Below are 16,751 nucleotides of genomic sequence, written 5' to 3'. Positions count from 1 at the left end.
ATGCAGATTCCTGTCAATCATTTTAAACGCGCTATTGCGTCCGGCCAGCATCAGCTGGGTTTATGGGTTTCGCTGGCCAATGCCTACAGCGCCGAAATCGTCGCGCGGGCCGGCTTCGATTGGCTGGTGCTGGATACCGAGCATTCGCCCAACGACGTCGGCTCGGTGCTGGGCCAATTGCAGGCCGCGGCCCCGTTCGCGGTGTCGCCCGTAGTGCGGCCAAGCTGGAATGATCCCGTGCAGCAGAAGCGCTACCTGGATATCGGCGCGCAAACGCTCTTGATTCCGTACGTGCAAAACGAAGAGGAAGCCGCCCAGGCTGTGGCCGGCATGCGTTATCCGCCGCGCGGCATGCGCGGCGTCGGCGGCACGATGCGCGCCAGCGCTTTCGGGCGCCACAGCGATTACGCGCATACCTGCGAAGAAGAACTCTGCCTGCTGGTGCAGATCGAGACCCAGGAAGGCCTGGACAACCTGGAAAAGATCGCTTCGGTGGACGGGGTCGACGGCGTATTCATCGGTCCGGCCGATTTATCGGCCAGCCTGGGGCATCTTGGCGACATGAAGCACCCCGAGGTGCAAAACGCGATCGAGGACGCCATACGGCGCATCCGCGCCTGCGGCAAGGCGCCCGGCATCCTGACTTTCGACGAAGTGCTGGCGCGGCGCTATATCGAACTGGGCAGCCTGTTCACGGCCGTGGGCATGGACGTGGCCATCCTCGCGCGCGAAACCGAGAAGCTGGCGGCGCGCTTCCGGTAAACGAAATGCCCCTGCCCGGGGGCTACTTGACGATCTTGAGCCGCGGCGGCTTGGGCGGAGCGCCATCGCCCGGAGCAGGCTTGCCGCCAGCGGGCGTCGCCGCGGCATCGACGACGGCCTTGGGGCCGCTGCCGGCGCCGTCGCCGGAATCGCCGCCAGGGTAGGGCTGCGATTCCGCCACCTCGAAGCCCATGCCGGCGCCGGTTTCCCGCGCGTAGATGGCCGATACGGCCGCGACAGGCACGAATATCTGTTCGGTGATGCCGCCAAAGCGAGTCTGGAACTCGATGTAGTCGTTGCCCAGCGTCAGGCGGTTGGTGGCCAGCGTGCCGATATTCAGCGTGATCTGGCCATCATGGATGTGCGCGGGCGGAACGATGGTGTTGGCGTCAACCGTGACAACGATATGAGGGGTGTAGCCGTTGTCGGTACACCACTCGTGCAGGGCGCGAATCAGGTAGGGCTTGGTCGATGATTCTTGCATGGCTTCTAGCGACGCATGACCTTTTCGGATGGCGTCAGCGCTTCGATGTAGGCCGGGCGCGAGAAAATGCGCTCGGCGTATTTCTGGATAGGGGCGGCATTCTTGGGCAGTTCAATGCCGTAGTGGTCCAGGCGCCACAGCAAGGGGGCGACGGCCACATCCAGCATCGAGAATTCTTCACCCAGCATGTACTTGTTTTTTAACAGCATGGGGGCCAGTTGCGCAAGCCGGTCGCGGATATTCTGGCGCGCGAAGTCTTGCGCCTTGGTATCGGTGGAGCTGCGGTTTTCGAGCACCGACACATGCACGAACAGTTCTTTCTCGAAGTTGTACAAGAACAGGCGCGTGCGCGCGCGCATGACCGGATCGGCCGGCATCAGCTGGGGATGCGGAAAGCGTTCGTCAATGTATTCGTTGATGATATTCGATTCGTACAGGACCAGATCGCGCTCGACCAGAATGGGAACCTGGCCATAGGGGTTCATGACGGATATGTCTTCGGGCTTGTTGTACAGATCGATATCGCGGATTTCAAAATCCATGCCTTTTTCAAACAACACAAAGCGGCAGCGTTGGGAGAACGGGCAAGTCGTTCCAGAATAGAGCACCATCATGTCGCGGATTCCAATCGTAGAAATGAAAACAAGAGCCCGCAGGAACTGCGGCTCCAAAAAGTGAAATAGGCGTATCAACCTACGCCTATTTCTTGACCGGTAGCTTAAACCCTGCGCCTGGGGGGCGCTACCGGCGCGGACTGCATTACTACTTGACGTCTTTCCAGAAGACTGCGTTCAGGCGCCATGCGACAAGCAGGAAGAAGGCCAGGAACAGCAATACCCAGACGCCCAGCTGTTTGCGCTGCAGCTGCATGGGTTCCGCCATCCAGCCCAGGAAGTTGCTGATGTCGGCGACATTGTTGTCGAACGCGGCGGCATTCGTCGCGTCCACCGGTGTCAGTATAGCTTTGTCCACCGGGGAACCTTCGTAGTCGGCCAGCTCTTCGGTCTTGATGACCGAAAAGCCCTGGGCGTCGTAGTTGGCGGCACTGCGTTCCCATGACTTGCTGCCGTCGGCGTGCTCGGCTTCATGGACGATGACATGCTCCAGCGTGCGCGGGCCCTGAAGCTGCCACAGCACGTTGGGCATGCCCACGCTTGGGAATACCAGGTTGTTCCAGCCGGTGACTTTGGAAGTATCGCGGTAGAAAGTGCGCAGGAAAGTGTAGACGTAATCGACGCCCGACGGACCCATGGTGGCCGACTTGGCGCGCGCAATGACGGACAGGTCGGGAGGCGCCGCGCCGAACCATTTCTTGGCGTCTTCCGGCGTCATGGCGATGTGCATCAATTCGCCCACCTTGTCGGCCGTGAAGAGCAGATTCTTCTTGATCTGGTCCTCGGTCAGGCCGATTTCGGTGAGCTTGTTGTAGCGCATCGAATTGGCGCTATGACAGCCCATGCAGTAGTTGACGAAAAGCTTGGCTCCGTTCTGCAATGAAGCCATGTCGGTGATGCGGTCGGGTGCGCGGTCCAGCTTGTAACCACCGCCCGCGGCGAACGACACCGCGCAGGTCAGTGATAAAGCAATGGTACCTATCAGCTTTTTAATCATGATCATTCCGTAACGTGTTGGTAGCCTTAATGAGGGTGGAAAGTGATGCGGTCGGGTACGGGTTTGAATGTACCCAGCCGGCTCCAGAGGGGCATCAGGAAGAAGAAGCCCAGGTAGATCACGGTCCCGATTTGGCTCATCAGGTTGAAAGTCGCATTGGGTGCCTGAGTACCCAAATAGCCCAACACCAGGAAGTTGACGATGAAGATGGCATAGAAGTACTTGTGCCAGGTCGGACGGTAGCGGATCGACTTGACTGGAGAGTGGTCCAGCCACGGCAGGAAAAACAGGATCACGACAGCGCCGCCCATGGCCACCACGCCCCAGAACTTGGCGTCGATGACGCGCAGCAATATGGCTACGACCAGCAGGATGACAGGCAAGGCAAGGCGCCAGACGCCTTTCTGGCTGCTCTTGATGAGCGTGCCGATGGCGGCGAGGACGGCGGCACCGGTGAGCACCCAGGTGAAGTCGGCGGTGGTCGCGCGCAGCATGGAGTAGAACGGCGTGAAATACCAGACCGGGGCGATATGGGGCGGAGTCTTCAGGGAATCGGCGGGAATGAAGTTGTTGTACTCGAGAAAGTAGCCGCCCATTTCCGGACCGAAGAAGACGATGGCGGCGAATACAATCAGGAAACCCGCGACGCCGACGATGTCGTGCACCGAATAGTAGGGGTGGAAAGGAATGCCGTCCACGGGGTGGCCGTTGCGGTCCTTGGGGCCCTGCTTGATCTCGACGCCGTCCGGGTTGTTGGAACCCACTTCGTGCAGGGCGATGATATGCGCAACCACCAGGCCTATGAGCACCAGGGGGATGGCAATGACGTGGAAAGCGAAGAAGCGGTTGAGCGTCGCATCGGAAACCACGTAGTCGCCGCGTATCCAGACCGACAGCTCAGGGCCGATGAATGGAATTGCCGAGAACAGGTTCACAATGACCTGCGCGCCCCAATAGGACATCTGGCCCCAGGGCAGGAGGTAGCCGAAGAAGGCTTCGCCCATCAGACAGAGGAAAATCGCGACGCCGAAGATCCAGACCAGTTCGCGCGGCTTGCGGTACGAGCCGTAGAACAGGCCGCGCAGCATGTGCAGGTACACCACCACGAAGAACATGGAGGCGCCGGTGGAGTGCATGTAGCGGATCAGCCATCCCCATGGCACTTCGCGCATGATGTATTCGACCGAATCAAACGCGAGCTTGGCATCGGGCTTGTAATTCATGACCAGGAAAATGCCGGTCACGATCTGGAGGACCAGCACTAATAGCGCCAGCGAGCCAAAGAAGTACCAAAAATTGAAATTCTTTGGTGCATAGTATTCGGACATGTGCTCTTTGAACAGGCTGGTAAGCGGAAAGCGCCTATCTATCCAGCCCAAGAGTCCTGTCGTTTCGACGGTTTTTTCGCCAGCCATGAAAACGGCTCCTTTTTCTATCTTTACGAGGCGTGTAACGGGTTCGGTGCCTGGGGGCGGTCAGCCCTTATTGTCTTCGTCAACACCAATGGTGATGCGAGTACCGTCGGCTGAAAACGTGTAGGGCGGGACTTCGAGGTTATCGGGCGCGGGCTTGTTGCTGTAGACCCGTCCGGATAGATCGAAGGTGGAACCGTGGCACGGGCAAAAGAAGCCGCCTGCCCAGTCGGACGGCAGGCCTGGCTGCGCGCCCGTGGCGAATACCGGGGACGGCGAACAGCCAAGGTGAGTGCAGATTCCGACGGCGACGAACAATTCGGGTGTGCGCGAGCGATATTCGTTCTTGGCGTATTCCGGCGTGTAGCCGGGGCGGTCGGAATTGGGATCGGCAAGTTCGGCATCGTGTTTTTTGCTGACCAGGCCTTCGAGCTGGGCCTTGGTGCGGTGCATGATCCAGACGGGCTTGCCGCGCCATTCGACGGTGCGCATCTCGCCCGGTCCAATGCTGGCGACTTCGACCTCGACCGGCGCTCCGGCCGCGCGCGCCTTGTCGGAAGGCGCAAAGGAACTCACAAAAGGGACTGCCGTCGCGACGCCCGCCACACCGCCGACGGCACAGGCTGAAGCTACCCAGAAACGGCGCGATGGGTCCGGAGGAAGGTTGGGGTCAACCGCGCCGGAATCATCGAGCTGTGTCGTAATCTGACTCATTCTAGTATCCTTATTCATGCCCCGCCGGGGCATACCATTCACTGTTTTTAGCTGTGTACTGTCCTATTAGCCGGGTATTATAGCGTTAGCCCGCGACCGGGTGAAATTTTCAAAGGAAGACGACATGAGCAAAGCACGAAGTTTCCTCCAGGAATTCCAAGAGTTCGCCGTCAAGGGCAATATGATAGACCTCGCCGTGGGTGTCATCATCGGCGCCGCGTTCGGGAAAATCATCGATTCGCTGGTGAAGGATGTCATCATGCCTGTGGTCGCGTTCATCGTCGGCGGGCAGGTCGATTTCACCAATCAGTTCTGGATATTGCGCGCCCCTGAAAACTACACCGGGCCGCGCACCTACGACGCCTTGAGCAAGGCCGGCGCGGTCGTGCTGTCGTGGGGCAATTTCCTGACCATCCTCATCAACTTCATCCTGCTGGCCTTTGTGGTGTTCTGCCTGGTCAAGGCGGTCAATTCCGCGCGCAACCGCGTCGTCAGGCAGAAGGAAGCCGAGCCGGAAGCGCCGCCCGAAGAAGTCGTCCTGCTGCGTGAAATCAGGGACGCGCTCAAGCGTTAGTCAAATCGGGTTGTCTACATCGATGAAATCCACCCGTATGCCGAATTCGCGGGCGATGGCCGCCCCCAGCGCCTGCACGCCATATCTTTCGGTTGCGTGGTGGCCGGCGGCAATGAAGCTGGTGCCGGTTTCCCGCGCCAGATGATAGGCCGGCTCCGAGGCTTCGCCCGTCAGGTAGGCATCCGCGCCCGCCGCCACCGCCGCCTGCATCATGCTTTGGGCGCCGCCCGTGCACCAGGCGATGCGCTCTATTTTTTGTTGTGTATTCCCCACAAGCAAGGGGCGACGTTGTAAAGCATTGCAAATACTGTGTCCAAGTTCTTCCAGGGTTTGGGGGGGATTGCAACGGCCCAGCCATACCAGTCCGTCGGGCCCGCAGACCATGGGGTTGCCGTCCCCGTCGCGTTCGGGCTCGAAGCCCAGCACCCGCGCCAACTGCGCGTTATTGCCTAGTACGGGGTGCGCATCCAGCGGCAGGTGGTAGGCGAATACGTTAAGCCCGTGGCGCAGCGCAAGGGCCAGCCGTTTGCGCTTGGGGCCGCGTATGCAAGGGTCTTCATTCTTCCAGAACCAGCCGTGATGCACCAGCACCGCGTCGGCGTTTTGCTCGACCGCCGCTTCGAGCAGCGCCTGCGACGCGGTAACTCCGGCGATAATGTGGCTGATCGAAGCTTTGCCTTCCACCTGCAGCCCGTTGGGGCAATAGTCCTTGAAGCGCTGGGCCTGTAAAGTGGCATCGAGCCAGCTGGCCAGTTGTTGTGCGGAAACCTGATTCATTGATTGCCTTTTTCCTTTAAGCCTTATGCGTCGATTGTGGTTGCTGTTCACCCAAACCGTAACGGTATGCCTGGGTATTTTATTCATCGTGGCAACCTTGCGCCCGGACTGGCTGCATTCGTCGCCGCAAGCCCCGTCGCCGGCGCCTTTGGCGCCATCGTCCCCGGGCACCCCGGGCAGGGCCGAGGTGTCGTACGCCAGGGCCGTGGCATTGGCCACGCCGTCGGTGGTAAACGTCTACACCAGCAAGCATATCAATGTGCCTATGGTGCCGCTACCCAACGACCCCGAGCTCAACCGGCTGTTTCGCGATATTCCCGGCTTCAGCCGGCGCAAGGAATCCACCAACCTCGGTTCCGGCGTGATCGTGCGCGGCGACGGCTATATCCTGACGAATTACCATGTCATCGAAGCGGCCGACGCCATCGAGGTGGCCTTGAGCGACGGGCGCCAGGCGCCGGCGGAACTGGTCGGCGCGGACCCCGAAAGCGATCTGGCGGTACTGAAGATCGGGCTGCCCGATTTATCCGCCATTACCTTCAATGGCGAGCACCAGGTGCGCATAGGCGACGTGGTCCTGGCCATAGGCAACCCCTTCGGCGTGGGCCAGACCACCACCATGGGCATTGTATCGGCCCTGGGACGCAATCGTTTAGGCATCAATATCTACGAGAACTTCATCCAGACGGACGCCGCGATCAATCCGGGCAATTCCGGCGGGGCGCTCATCGACACCACCGGCCGCCTGGTGGGCATCAACACGGCGATTTATTCGGAAACGGGCGGTTCGCTGGGCATAGGCTTTGCCATTCCGGCGCAGGCGGCGCACACCATCCTGGACCAGATCATCAAGACCGGCACCGTGACGCGCGGCTGGCTGGGCATAGAGCCCCAGGACATCACGCCCGACCTGGCCAGGGCATTCGGCCTCAAGCAGGAGGACGGCGTGATCATTGCCAGCGTTCTCAAGAACGGCCCTGCCTGGCGCGCGGGCATCAGGGTGGGGGATATCGTCCTGCAGCTCAATGGCCAGGCTGTCTACGATTCAATCGGCTTCCTGAACCAGATTGCGCCCCTGTCTCCGCGCGAAGAGGTGACCCTGCTGATCATGCGCGATGGCAAGAAGCGGGACGTCACGGTGCAGGTGGGCACGCGCCCCCGCATCCGCAAGCCTTGAGCGCCGGTTTGCGCCGGCGATGATCGGCGCGCGGGCGCAAGCCCCGCGCCGCCCTCAATCGTTGCGGGTAGCCACTTCGTCGGCCCCGTCGGCTTCATCCGGCTGCAATTCGCGCTTCTTGAGGGCGCTGGCCACCAGCACCCCCACTTCGAACAGCAGGCACAGGGGCAGGGCCAGCATGAACTGGCTGAGCACATCGGGCGGCGTCACGACAGCGGCGATGATGAAAGCGCCTACGATGACATAGCCGCGCACCGACCTGAGCTTTTGAACCGTGACCAGGCCGCTTTTTACCAGCAGGATGACGGCGATAGGCACTTCGAAGGTGACGCCGAAGGCCACGAACATCGTCATGACGAAGCTGAGATAGGCTTCGATGTCAGGGGCGGGCGTGATCGATTGCGGCGCGAAATTGGCGATGAAGTGGAAAACCGTGCGGAACACCACGAAATAGCAGAACGCCATGCCGAGCAGGAAAAGCAGGGTGCTGGAGGCGATCAGGGGCAGGGCCAGCCGCTGTTCGTGCTTGTACAGCCCCGGCGCCACGAAAGCCCAGGCCTGGTACAGGACGACGGGCAGCGCCAGCACGAACGCCGCCATCATGGTGACCTTGATAGGCACCATGAAGGGCGTGATGACGCCGGTGGCGATCATGCGCGTGCCTTCGGGCAGCGAGGCCAGCATGGGCTGCGCCAGCATATCGTAGATGACCGAAGGGCCGGGATAGATGAACAGCACCACGAAGACCACCAGCACCGCCATTACGGCGCGCAGCAGGCGGGTGCGCAGCTCGACCAGGTGCGAGATGAAGGTATCTTGCGAGGAGGCGTCTTGCGTCATGTGGGCGTCTCCGTGTCGGATTTTTCAACCGGCACGGGTTCGCGCTGGGCGAACCCCGGCAGCGGCAGAGTGGAGGTATCGACGGTGTCGGCCGGCGGCTCGGCGGATTCGGCCGCGCCGCCGGGCGCCGCGGGGGGGGGCTCCGCCGGCTGCCCGGGCTCCGCCGGCCTGACATCGAGGCTGGCCTGCGCCTTGGTGTCTTTCACCAGCGTGTCCACCGATGCGGACGCGTCCTTGAGCGCCTGCTGGGCTTCGTCCAGCGGCTTGCGCAAGCTGGCGCTGGCATCCTGCATGGACGACTTGACCGACTTGGCGGCGTCTTCCATCTGGCCTTTGAGGTCGGTGAGCTCGTCCAGGTCCATCTCGCGCTGGATATCGGTCTTGACATCGCTGACGTAGCGCTGGGCGCGGCCGATCAAATGCCCGAGCGTGCGGGCTACCTTGGGCAGCCGCTCGGGCCCGATCACGATCAGCGCAATCACGCCGATCAGCAGCAATTCGCTAAAGCTGACGTCAAACATGTTTATACGTCAGTTTTTTCTTTGGCTTGCACGTCTATGGTTTCGTCGCTTTGCACGCGCTGCTGCGTGACGGCGTCAGGGGTTTTGTCTTCCTTGGCGTCGTTCATGCCTTTCTTGAAGCCCTTGACGGCGCCGCCGAGGTCTTCGCCCATATTGCGGATTTTCTTGGTGCCGAAAATAAGGGCCACGATGACTAGAACGATAAGCCAGTGCCAGATGCTGAAGCTACCCATAATACGATCTCCGTTAAGCGGCTGGAGCCGCGCGTTTGTCCCAGGGGCGCGGGCCCCCGATAATATGAAAATGCAGGTGGGCGATTTCTTGCCCGCCATCCGTTCCGTTGTTGGCGACCACCCTGAAACCGCCTTGCGGCCCCGGCCGGCAGCCGTTTTCCTCGGCCAGCCGCGGCGCCAGCGCCATCATTCTACCCAGCCATGGCGCGTCGTCTTGCTGGATGTCCTGTAAAGAAACAATATGGCGTTTCGGTATAAGTAGCAAGTGTACGGGAGCCGCGGGATTTATGTCGTGAAAAGCAAAGAATTCTTCGTCCTCGTAGGCTTTTTTCGATGGAATCACGCCATTGGCAATTTTACAAAATAGACAGTTCTCGCTCATTGAGGTTCTCGCGCAAGTTGATTACTGTTCGGGCCGGCTGGCTTTTTCGGCCAGCCCCGATGTGCCTTCGCGCCGCGCCAGTTCGGCCAGCACCTGTTCAGGGCGCAAGCCGTAGTGGGCCAGGGCGACCATGCAATGGAACCATAGATCCGCGGTTTCGCTGACAATGCGCTCGGGGGTATTGTCCTTGGCGGCCATGACCAGCTCGGTCGCTTCCTCGCCTATCTTCTTGAGGAAGGCGTCGGGGCCGCGGGCCAGCAGCTTGGCGGTGTATGAGCTGGCAGGGTCGCCGCCATTGCGGGGCAGGCGCGACTCCAGGGTATCGGCCAGGCGGGCCAGGATGGTATTGCAGTCTGGTTGAGTCATTTGTAAATCAGTTCGGGGTCCTTCAGGACCGGGTCGGTAATTGTCCAGACCGCATTGCCGGCGTCGCCATCCAGGCGGCGGAAAAAGCAGCTTTCGCGCCCAGTATGGCAGGCAATGCCGCCTTCCTGCTTGACCTTGAGCAAAAGCACATCGCCATCGCAGTCCAGGCGCAGCTCATGCACGGTCTGCACATGGCCGGATTCCTCGCCCTTGCGCCACAGCCGGAGGCGCGAACGCGACCAATATACCGCGCGCCCGGTGGCGAAGGTTTCGGCGAGCGATTCGGCATTCATCCAGGCGACCATCAGTATGGTCCCGGTGTCGGCGTCTTGCGCGATGGCCGGGATCAGGCCATTGCCGTCGAAGGTAATGGCGTCTAGCCATATGGGATCTTGTGTCATGGGACTATCGTACCTTGATACCCTGCGCGGCCATGTATTCCTTGGCTTGCTGCACAGTGTATTCGCCATAGTGGAAAATGCTGGCGGCCAGCACGGCGCTGGCGCGCCCCACGGTGACGCCGTCGGCCAGATGCTGCAGATTGCCCACCCCGCCCGAGGCGATGACCGGCACCGGCACCGCGTCGGACACTGCGCGGGTGAGCTCCAGGTCGAAGCCCGACTTGGTGCCATCGCGGTCCATGCTGGTCAGCAGCAATTCGCCCGCGCCGTACTCGGCCATTTTTCGCGCCCATTCCAGCACATCGATGCCGGTGGCCTTGCGCCCGCCGTGGGTGAAAAGCGCCCATTTCGCCGGTTCGCCAGGGCCGGACACGCGGCGCGCGTCGATGGCCACGACTATGCACTGCGAGCCGTGGTAGTCGGCGGCGGCGCGCACGAGTTCAGGGTCGGCCACGGCCGCGCTGTTGATCGATACCTTGTCGGCGCCGGCATTGAGCAGGCGCTGGATGTCGGCCACCTGCCGCACGCCGCCGCCCACCGTCAGGGGAATGAACACTTGGCTGGCGACCGCTTCGATGATGGGCAGGATCAGGTCGCGCGCATCGCTGGTGGCGGTGATGTCGAGGAAGGTCAGTTCGTCGGCGCCTTGCTCGTTGTAGCGCTGGGCGATCTCGACCGGGTCGCCGGCGTCGACCAGATCGACGAAATTGACGCCCTTGACCACGCGCCCCGCGGTGACGTCAAGGCAGGGAATGATGCGGCGCGTAAGCGCCGTGTCGGCCAGTGCCGCGGCGGATGGAGTCATGTCGTTCCGAGCTCGTCGGCCATTTCCTGGGCGGCGGCGAAGTCCAGGGTGCCTTCGTACAGGCTGCGGCCCAGGATGGCGCCTTCTATGCCCTCTTCTTCGACGGCGCAGAGGGCCTGGATGTCGCGCAGGTCGGTGACGCCGCCCGAGGCGATGATGGGAATGCGCACATGCTGCGCCAGCTTGACGGTGGCTTCGATATTGACGCCCGACAGCATGCCGTCGCGGCCGATGTCGGTGTAGATGATCGCTTCGCAGCCGTAGTCCTCGAATTTGCGCGCGAGGTCCAGCACGTCGTGGCGGGTCAGTTTGCTCCAGCCGTCGGTGGCCACCTTGCCGTCGCGCGCATCGAGGCCGACGATGATGTTGCCGGGGAAGGCGCTGCAGGCGTCGTGCAGGAAGCCGGGATCCTTGACCGCCGCGGTGCCGATGATGACATAGGAAATACCCGAGTCCAGGTAGCGTTCGATGGTGTCGAGGTCGCGGATGCCGCCGCCGATCTGCACCGGTATATCGCCGCCCACGGCCGCGATGATGGCCTTGATGGCGGCTTCATTCTTGGGCTTGCCGGCCACGGCGCCGTTCAGGTCGACCAGATGCAGGCGCCGTGCTCCCTGGTCTATCCATTGCGTGGCGATAGCGGAAGGGTCATCAGAGAAAATGGTTGCGTCGTCCAGGTCACCTTGGCGAAGGCGCACACAACGCCCGTCTTGTAGGTCGATGGCGGGGATGAGTAGCATGATCGATAGCCGATAAAAACAATGAATGGGAACAAATGGATGTGGTATTGCCGACAGTACCTGATATTGCGCTTGCCTGCTGCGTTGTGGACAGTTTACGGGTTCCAGTCGACAAAATTGCGGTACAGGCGCAGACCGTGATCGGCGCTTTTTTCCGGATGGAACTGCACGGCAAAAATGTTAGCCGCTGCGACCGCGCAGGTAAAGCTCACGCCGTAGTGACTAACCCCTACGGTCAGGTCGGGATCATCGGGCTCCACGTAATAGCTATGAACGAAATAGAAATGGCTGTTGTCGGGGATGCCCGCCCACAGGGGGTGGTCGCGCAACTGCTGCACGCGGTTCCAGCCCATATGGGGAACTTTCAGCAATTCCTGGTCCCGGGCAGGATGCGCGCGGCTGGCGTATTGCGGGCCGGCGAAGCGTTTTACCCGGCCGGGAAAGACGTCCAGGCAGGATACCGGGCCTTCCTCGCTTTGGGTGAACAGCATCTGCTCGCCCACGCATACGCCCAGCAGGGGCTTGTTGCGCGCCGCCCGGATAACGGCGTCGCGCAGGCCCGATTCGGTCAGGGTGCGCATGCAGTCGGGCATCGCGCCCTGGCCGGGAAAGACCACGCGCGAGGCCTGGTCGATGTCCCGGGCGTTGTTGCAGATTTTGATGTCGGCATCGGGCGCGGCGGCCGCGAGGGCGCGCGCGACCGAATGGAAATTGCCCATGCCGTAGTCAACGATGGCGATAGTATTCACGGGAAGCAGCCGTTCAACGGTTTAAAGGACGCCCTTGGTCGACGGCACGACGCCGGCATTGCGGGGGTCGAGTTCGGTGGCCATGCGCAGCGCGCGGCCGAAGGCCTTGAACACGGTTTCGCATTGATGATGCGAGTTTTCGCCGCGCAGATTGTCGATATGCATGGTCACCAGCGCATGGTTGACAAAGCCCTGGAAGAACTCGCGCGCCAGGTCGACGTCGAACCGGCCGATATGCGAGCGCGTGAAAGGAATGTGATAGTACAGGCCCGGGCGACCGGAAAAATCGATCACCACGCGCGACAGGGCTTCGTCCAGCGGCACGTAGGAATGGCCGTAGCGGCGCAGGCCGGCCTTGTCGCCGACGGCGGCGGCAAAGGCCTGGCCCAGGGTGATGCCCACGTCTTCCACCGTGTGGTGATCGTCGATATGGGTGTCGCCATCGCACTGGATGTCCAGGTCGATGAGGCCGTGGCGCGCGATCTGGTCCAGCATGTGGTCCAGGAAAGGCACGCCTGTATTGATGGTCTGACGGCCGGTGCCATCGAGATTGATGGAAACGCGCACGCGCGTTTCGTTGGTGTTTCGGGTGATGTCGGCAGTGCGCATGTTCAGGACTTCAGGTCAGGTTTGTCGAGGCGGTATTCGGCGCTGGCGGCATGGGCCTGCAGCCCTTCGCCATAGGCCAGCGTGGCCGCTACGCGCCCCAGTGTTTGAGCGCCCGCTTGCGATACCTGGATAAGGCTGGAGCGCTTCTGGAAATCATACACGCCCAGCGGTGAAGAAAACCGGGCAGTGCGCGAGGTGGGTAATACGTGGTTGGGGCCGGCGCAATAATCGCCCAGCGCTTCCGAGCTGTAGCGGCCCAGGAAAATGGCGCCGGCATGGCGGATTTCATCGGCCCACCGCTGGGGATCCGCGGTGGAAATTTCCAGGTGCTCGGGCGCGATATTGTTGGCGATGGCGCAGGCTTCGGCCAGGTCACGCACGAGTATCAGCGCGCCGCGCTGCGCCAGGCTGCTGCGTATGATATCGGCGCGGGGCATGGATGGCAGCAGGCGGCCGATGGCGGCTTCGACCTCGTCCAGGTAGCCGGCGCTGGGGCACAGCAGGATGGCCTGGGCCATTTCGTCGTGCTCGGCCTGCGAAAACAGGTCCATGGCGATCCAGTCGGCGGGCGTCGTGCCGTCGGCGATGATCAGGATCTCGCTCGGGCCGGCGATCATGTCTATGCCCACGGTGCCGAAGACGCGGCGCTTGGCGGCGGCCACATAGGCATTGCCCGGGCCCACGATTTTGTCCACGGCCGCCAGGGTTTGCGTGCCATAGGCCAGGGCGGCGACGGCTTGCGCGCCGCCTATGCCCCAGACGCGGTCCACGCCGCCTATGGCGGCCGCGGCCAGCACCATGGGGTTGCGCACGCCGTCGGGCGTGGGCGTCACCATGATGACTTCTTCCACGCCCGCCACCTTGGCGGGAACGGCGTTCATCAGCACCGAGGACGGGTAGGCGGCCTTGCCGCCGGGCACGTACAGCCCGACGCGGTCCAGGGGCGTGATTTTCTGGCCCAGCACCGTGCCATCGGCTTCGGTATAGGTCCAGGTCTGGGCGCGCTGGTGGTCATGGTAGACGCGCACGCGCTCGGCGGCGGTTTCCAGCGCCCGGCGCTGCTCTCCGGGCAGGGCGATCAGCGCCGCCAGCCATTCGCCGCGTTCGATTTCCAGCGCGGCAATGCCGGGCGCCGCCACGCGGTCGAAGCGCCGGGTGTAATCCAGCACCGCCTCGTCGCCGCGCGCCTGCACGTCGCGCAGGATATCCGCCGTGGCGCGTTCAATGGACTCGTCTTGCGAGGCATCGAAGGCCAGCAATGCGCGCAGGGTGCGCTCGAATGAATCGGACTGGGTGGTCAGGCGTGTAATGAGTGACATGATGTTGTGTAACAGGCAAATGCATATACAGGGAGTGTATACCGTATTGCGGCCGAATTTCCCGTATGGCCCCGGGCTTGAAGACCCGCTTCAGCCCAGGGCCGCCGAGGCCCGCGCGAACGAATCGATGAGCGGCTGCAGCTTGGCCGCGCGGGTCTTGAGCGATGCCTGGTTGACGATCAGGCGCGACGAGATCTCGGCGACGTCTTCGACGGCCACCAGATTGTTGGCCTTGAGGGTGCCGCCGGTGGAAACCAGGTCAACGATGGCATCGGCCAGGCCTACCAGCGGGGCAAGCTCCATCGAGCCGTAAAGCTTGATCAGATCGACATATACGCCCTTGCGCGCAAAGTGCTCGCGGGCGGCCTGCACATACTTGGTGGCTACGCGCAGCCGCGAGCCCTGGCGCACGGCCGCTTCGTAATCGAAGCCGCGGCGCACCGCCACGCAAAGGCGGCAGCGGGCGATATTCAGGTCTACAGGCTGGTACAGGCCGCCGGGATGCTGGGCGGCGTGTTCGTACAGCACATCCTTGCCGGCAATGCCGAAATCGGCCGCGCCGTATTGCACATAGGTGGGCACGTCGGACGCGCGGACGATGATCAGCTGCAGATCGGGGCTGCTGGTGGGCAGTATCAGCTTGCGCGAGGTTTCGGGGTTCTCGGCCACCCGCACGCCGGCCGCTTCGAGCAGAGGCATGGTCTCGTCGAAGATGCGCCCTTTGGACAAGGCTAGCGTAAGGGGTCTTTCTAGGCTGGCAGGGCTCATGCGGCTTCCCGGGTTAGGCGTTGAATGTCGGCTCCGACCGAGCGCAGCTTTTCTTCCATGCGCTCATAACCGCGGTCCAGATGGTAAATCCGTTCGACCACCGTGTCGCCGCAGGCGGCCAGGCCGGCGATGACCAGGCTGGCCGAGGCGCGCAGGTCGGTGGCCATGACGGTGGCGCCCGATAGTTGCGCAACCCCGGTCACCACCGCGGTGTGGCCGTCGATATCGATGCGGGCGCCCATGCGGCCGAGCTCCTGCACGTGCATATAGCGGTTCTCGAAGATATTCTCGACAATGACCGCCGTGCCGTCGGCGATGGTGTTGAGCGCCATCAGCTGGGCCTGCATATCGGTGGGAAAGCCGGGATATTCGCGTGTGCGAAAGCCGGTCGCGCGCGGCCGCTGGCTCATCGCGCAATGGATCCAGTCGTCGCCGCAGGCGATGGTCAGGCCCGCTTCCTGCAGCTTGTCGATAATCGCGCCCATGGTTTGCGGCGCGGCCTGGCGCAGCATGATCTCGCCGCCGGTGGCGCCCACCGCGCACAAAAAGGTGCCGGCTTCGATGCGGTCGGCCACCACCCGGTGGCTGGCGCCATGCAGGCGGTCCACGCCGTCGATGACGATGCGGTCGCCGCCGTGGCCCTGTATGCGCGCGCCCATCTTGTTGAGCAGTTCGGCCAGGTCGATGATTTCAGGCTCGCGCGCGGCGTTCTCCAGCGTGGTCCGCCCTTCGGCCAGGACCGCCGCCATCATCAGGTTTTCGGTGCCGGTGACGGTGACCATGTCGGTGCGTATGGACGCGCCCTTGAGCCGCTTGGCCTTGGCCACGACAAAGCCGTGTTCGATCCGGATATCGGCGCCCATGGCCTCCAGGCCCTTGATGTGCTGGTCGACCGGGCGCTGGCCAATGGCGCAGCCGCCGGGCAGGCTGACGCGCGCTTCGCCGAAGCGCGTCAAGAGCGGCCCCAGCACCAGGATGGAGGCGCGCATGGTCTTGACCATTTCGTAGGGCGCTTCCAGGCTGTCCACCAGGGAGGCGTTCAACTGCAGGATGCCGTCGCCGCCGCGTTCGGACTGCACGCCCATCTGCCCCAGCAATCGCAGCGTGGTGCCGATGTCTTTCAGGTCGGGCACGTTTTCCAGCGCGATGGTGTCGGCCGTCAACAGGCTGGCGCACAGAATGGGCAGCGCCGCGTTCTTGGCGCCCGATACCGTGATTTCGCCCTTGAGGCGGTTGCCGCCGGTAATCAGCAGTTTATCCATTCGGATTCGCCTTGTATTCGGCGGGAGTCAGGGTGCGCATGGACAAGGCATGGATCTCGGCCTTCATGCGTTCGCCGAGGGCGGAATACACCAATTGATGGCGGGCGATCAGGCGCTTGCCGTCGAAGGCCGGGCTGACGATGAGCGCCTCGAAGTGCGAGCCGTCGCCCTGCACTTCAAGATGGTCACAGGGCAGATTGTCGGCGATGTACTGGCGTACTTGTTCTGGAGTAGGCAACATAGCA

The 16,751-nt window shown here is 62.4% G+C and carries 23 protein-coding genes; 3 read left to right on the top strand and 20 right to left on the bottom strand.

Annotated elements, in window-relative coordinates:
- Positions 1–762, top strand: coding sequence for a 4-hydroxy-2-oxoheptanedioate aldolase (gene hpaI / locus BUB23_RS09615; RefSeq protein ID WP_073102888.1), 762 nt, complete (start codon positions 1–3; stop codon positions 760–762).
- A 22-nt stretch (positions 763–784) separates the two neighbouring features.
- Here the strand turns inward: hpaI and BUB23_RS09610 are convergent, their stop codons facing one another.
- The 5 genes from BUB23_RS09610 to petA form a co-directional block, all read right to left on the bottom strand.
- Positions 785–1,246, bottom strand: a complete 462-nt coding sequence (locus BUB23_RS09610; protein ID WP_073102887.1) for a ClpXP protease specificity-enhancing factor — start codon at positions 1,244–1,246, stop codon at positions 785–787.
- Positions 1,247–1,251: 5 nt separating this feature from the next.
- A complete protein-coding gene (locus tag BUB23_RS09605) occupies positions 1,252–1,860 on the bottom strand; it encodes a glutathione S-transferase N-terminal domain-containing protein (RefSeq protein WP_073102886.1) in 609 nt (202 codons plus the stop codon).
- 148 nt (positions 1,861–2,008) lie between these two features.
- Positions 2,009–2,863 carry a cytochrome c1 gene (locus BUB23_RS09600; protein WP_084135926.1) on the bottom strand — a complete coding sequence of 285 codons (855 nt, stop codon included), beginning with the start codon at positions 2,861–2,863 and terminating at the stop codon, positions 2,009–2,011.
- A 20-nt stretch (positions 2,864–2,883) separates the two neighbouring features.
- Complete coding sequence (locus BUB23_RS09595; RefSeq protein ID WP_073102885.1) at positions 2,884–4,272, bottom strand: cytochrome b; 1,389 nt, start codon at positions 4,270–4,272, stop codon at positions 2,884–2,886.
- A gap of 60 nt (positions 4,273–4,332) precedes the next feature.
- Complete coding sequence (gene petA / locus BUB23_RS09590; RefSeq protein WP_073102884.1) at positions 4,333–4,983, bottom strand: ubiquinol-cytochrome c reductase iron-sulfur subunit; 651 nt, start codon at positions 4,981–4,983, stop codon at positions 4,333–4,335.
- 124 nt (positions 4,984–5,107) lie between these two features.
- Here petA and mscL point away from each other — a divergent pair, with 124 nt between their 5' ends.
- Positions 5,108–5,557: a large conductance mechanosensitive channel protein MscL gene (mscL, locus tag BUB23_RS09585; protein WP_073102883.1), complete on the top strand. Its 450-nt coding sequence runs from the start codon at positions 5,108–5,110 to the stop codon at positions 5,555–5,557.
- Here mscL and BUB23_RS09580 read toward each other — a convergent pair whose 3' ends face one another.
- Positions 5,558–6,334: a Nif3-like dinuclear metal center hexameric protein gene (locus tag BUB23_RS09580; RefSeq protein WP_073102882.1), complete on the bottom strand. Its 777-nt coding sequence runs from the start codon at positions 6,332–6,334 to the stop codon at positions 5,558–5,560.
- Between the two features lie 25 nt (positions 6,335–6,359).
- Between BUB23_RS09580 and BUB23_RS09575 the strand changes: the two genes are divergently transcribed.
- Positions 6,360–7,511 carry a S1C family serine protease gene (locus tag BUB23_RS09575; RefSeq protein WP_073102881.1) on the top strand — a complete coding sequence of 384 codons (1,152 nt, stop codon included), beginning with the start codon at positions 6,360–6,362 and terminating at the stop codon, positions 7,509–7,511.
- Positions 7,512–7,565: 54 nt separating this feature from the next.
- Here BUB23_RS09575 and tatC read toward each other — a convergent pair whose 3' ends face one another.
- From tatC to BUB23_RS09505, 14 genes are all read right to left on the bottom strand, one after another.
- A complete protein-coding gene (tatC, locus tag BUB23_RS09570) occupies positions 7,566–8,351 on the bottom strand; it encodes a twin-arginine translocase subunit TatC (RefSeq protein ID WP_073102880.1) in 786 nt (261 codons plus the stop codon).
- A complete protein-coding gene (tatB, locus tag BUB23_RS09565; protein WP_073102879.1) occupies positions 8,348–8,872 on the bottom strand; it encodes a Sec-independent protein translocase protein TatB in 525 nt (174 codons plus the stop codon). Before tatB ends, tatC begins: the two co-directional genes overlap by 4 nt.
- Positions 8,873–8,874: 2 nt before the next feature.
- Complete coding sequence (gene tatA, locus BUB23_RS09560) at positions 8,875–9,105, bottom strand: Sec-independent protein translocase subunit TatA (RefSeq protein ID WP_073102878.1); 231 nt, start codon at positions 9,103–9,105, stop codon at positions 8,875–8,877.
- Between the two features lie 13 nt (positions 9,106–9,118).
- Positions 9,119–9,487 carry a histidine triad nucleotide-binding protein gene (locus BUB23_RS09555; RefSeq protein ID WP_073102877.1) on the bottom strand — a complete coding sequence of 123 codons (369 nt, stop codon included), beginning with the start codon at positions 9,485–9,487 and terminating at the stop codon, positions 9,119–9,121.
- Positions 9,488–9,508: 21 nt separating this feature from the next.
- Positions 9,509–9,853, bottom strand: a complete 345-nt coding sequence (locus tag BUB23_RS09550; protein WP_073102876.1) for a phosphoribosyl-ATP diphosphatase — start codon at positions 9,851–9,853, stop codon at positions 9,509–9,511.
- The gene (gene hisI, locus BUB23_RS09545; protein ID WP_073102875.1) at positions 9,850–10,254 is read right to left on the bottom strand and encodes a phosphoribosyl-AMP cyclohydrolase; all 405 of its coding nucleotides are present in this window, start codon (positions 10,252–10,254) and stop codon (positions 9,850–9,852) included. Before hisI ends, BUB23_RS09550 begins: the two co-directional genes overlap by 4 nt.
- 4 nt (positions 10,255–10,258) lie before the next feature.
- Entirely contained in the window at positions 10,259–11,059 is an 801-nt protein-coding gene (hisF, locus tag BUB23_RS09540) for an imidazole glycerol phosphate synthase subunit HisF (protein WP_073102874.1), read from the bottom strand.
- Positions 11,056–11,799, bottom strand: coding sequence for a 1-(5-phosphoribosyl)-5-[(5-phosphoribosylamino)methylideneamino]imidazole-4-carboxamide isomerase (gene hisA, locus BUB23_RS09535; RefSeq protein WP_073102873.1), 744 nt, complete (start codon positions 11,797–11,799; stop codon positions 11,056–11,058). Before hisA ends, hisF begins: the two co-directional genes overlap by 4 nt.
- A gap of 95 nt (positions 11,800–11,894) precedes the next feature.
- The gene (hisH, locus tag BUB23_RS09530) at positions 11,895–12,548 is read right to left on the bottom strand and encodes an imidazole glycerol phosphate synthase subunit HisH (RefSeq protein WP_073102872.1); all 654 of its coding nucleotides are present in this window, start codon (positions 12,546–12,548) and stop codon (positions 11,895–11,897) included.
- A gap of 21 nt (positions 12,549–12,569) precedes the next feature.
- On the bottom strand, positions 12,570–13,157 hold the full coding sequence (gene hisB / locus BUB23_RS09525) for an imidazoleglycerol-phosphate dehydratase HisB (protein WP_073102871.1): 588 nt from the start codon (positions 13,155–13,157) through the stop codon (positions 12,570–12,572).
- A gap of 2 nt (positions 13,158–13,159) precedes the next feature.
- Positions 13,160–14,476 (bottom strand): histidinol dehydrogenase, encoded by a 1,317-nt coding sequence (gene hisD / locus BUB23_RS09520; RefSeq protein ID WP_073102870.1) that lies wholly within the window; start codon positions 14,474–14,476, stop codon positions 13,160–13,162.
- Between the two features lie 90 nt (positions 14,477–14,566).
- Positions 14,567–15,244: an ATP phosphoribosyltransferase gene (gene hisG, locus BUB23_RS09515; RefSeq protein ID WP_073102869.1), complete on the bottom strand. Its 678-nt coding sequence runs from the start codon at positions 15,242–15,244 to the stop codon at positions 14,567–14,569.
- Complete coding sequence (murA, locus tag BUB23_RS09510) at positions 15,241–16,506, bottom strand: UDP-N-acetylglucosamine 1-carboxyvinyltransferase (protein ID WP_073102868.1); 1,266 nt, start codon at positions 16,504–16,506, stop codon at positions 15,241–15,243. Before murA ends, hisG begins: the two co-directional genes overlap by 4 nt.
- Entirely contained in the window at positions 16,499–16,747 is a 249-nt protein-coding gene (locus BUB23_RS09505) for a BolA family protein (protein ID WP_073102867.1), read from the bottom strand. The genes murA and BUB23_RS09505 overlap by 8 nt, the downstream gene beginning before the upstream one ends.
- Between the last annotated feature and the right edge of the window lie 4 nt (positions 16,748–16,751).

The organism is Pollutimonas bauzanensis, from assembly GCF_900129885.1.
In the GTDB taxonomy this organism is placed as follows: Bacteria; Pseudomonadota; Gammaproteobacteria; order Burkholderiales; family Burkholderiaceae_B; genus Pollutimonas; species Pollutimonas bauzanensis.
The sequence above is the reverse complement of the archived record's forward strand: the minus strand, read 5'-3'. Positions and strand labels throughout refer to the sequence as shown.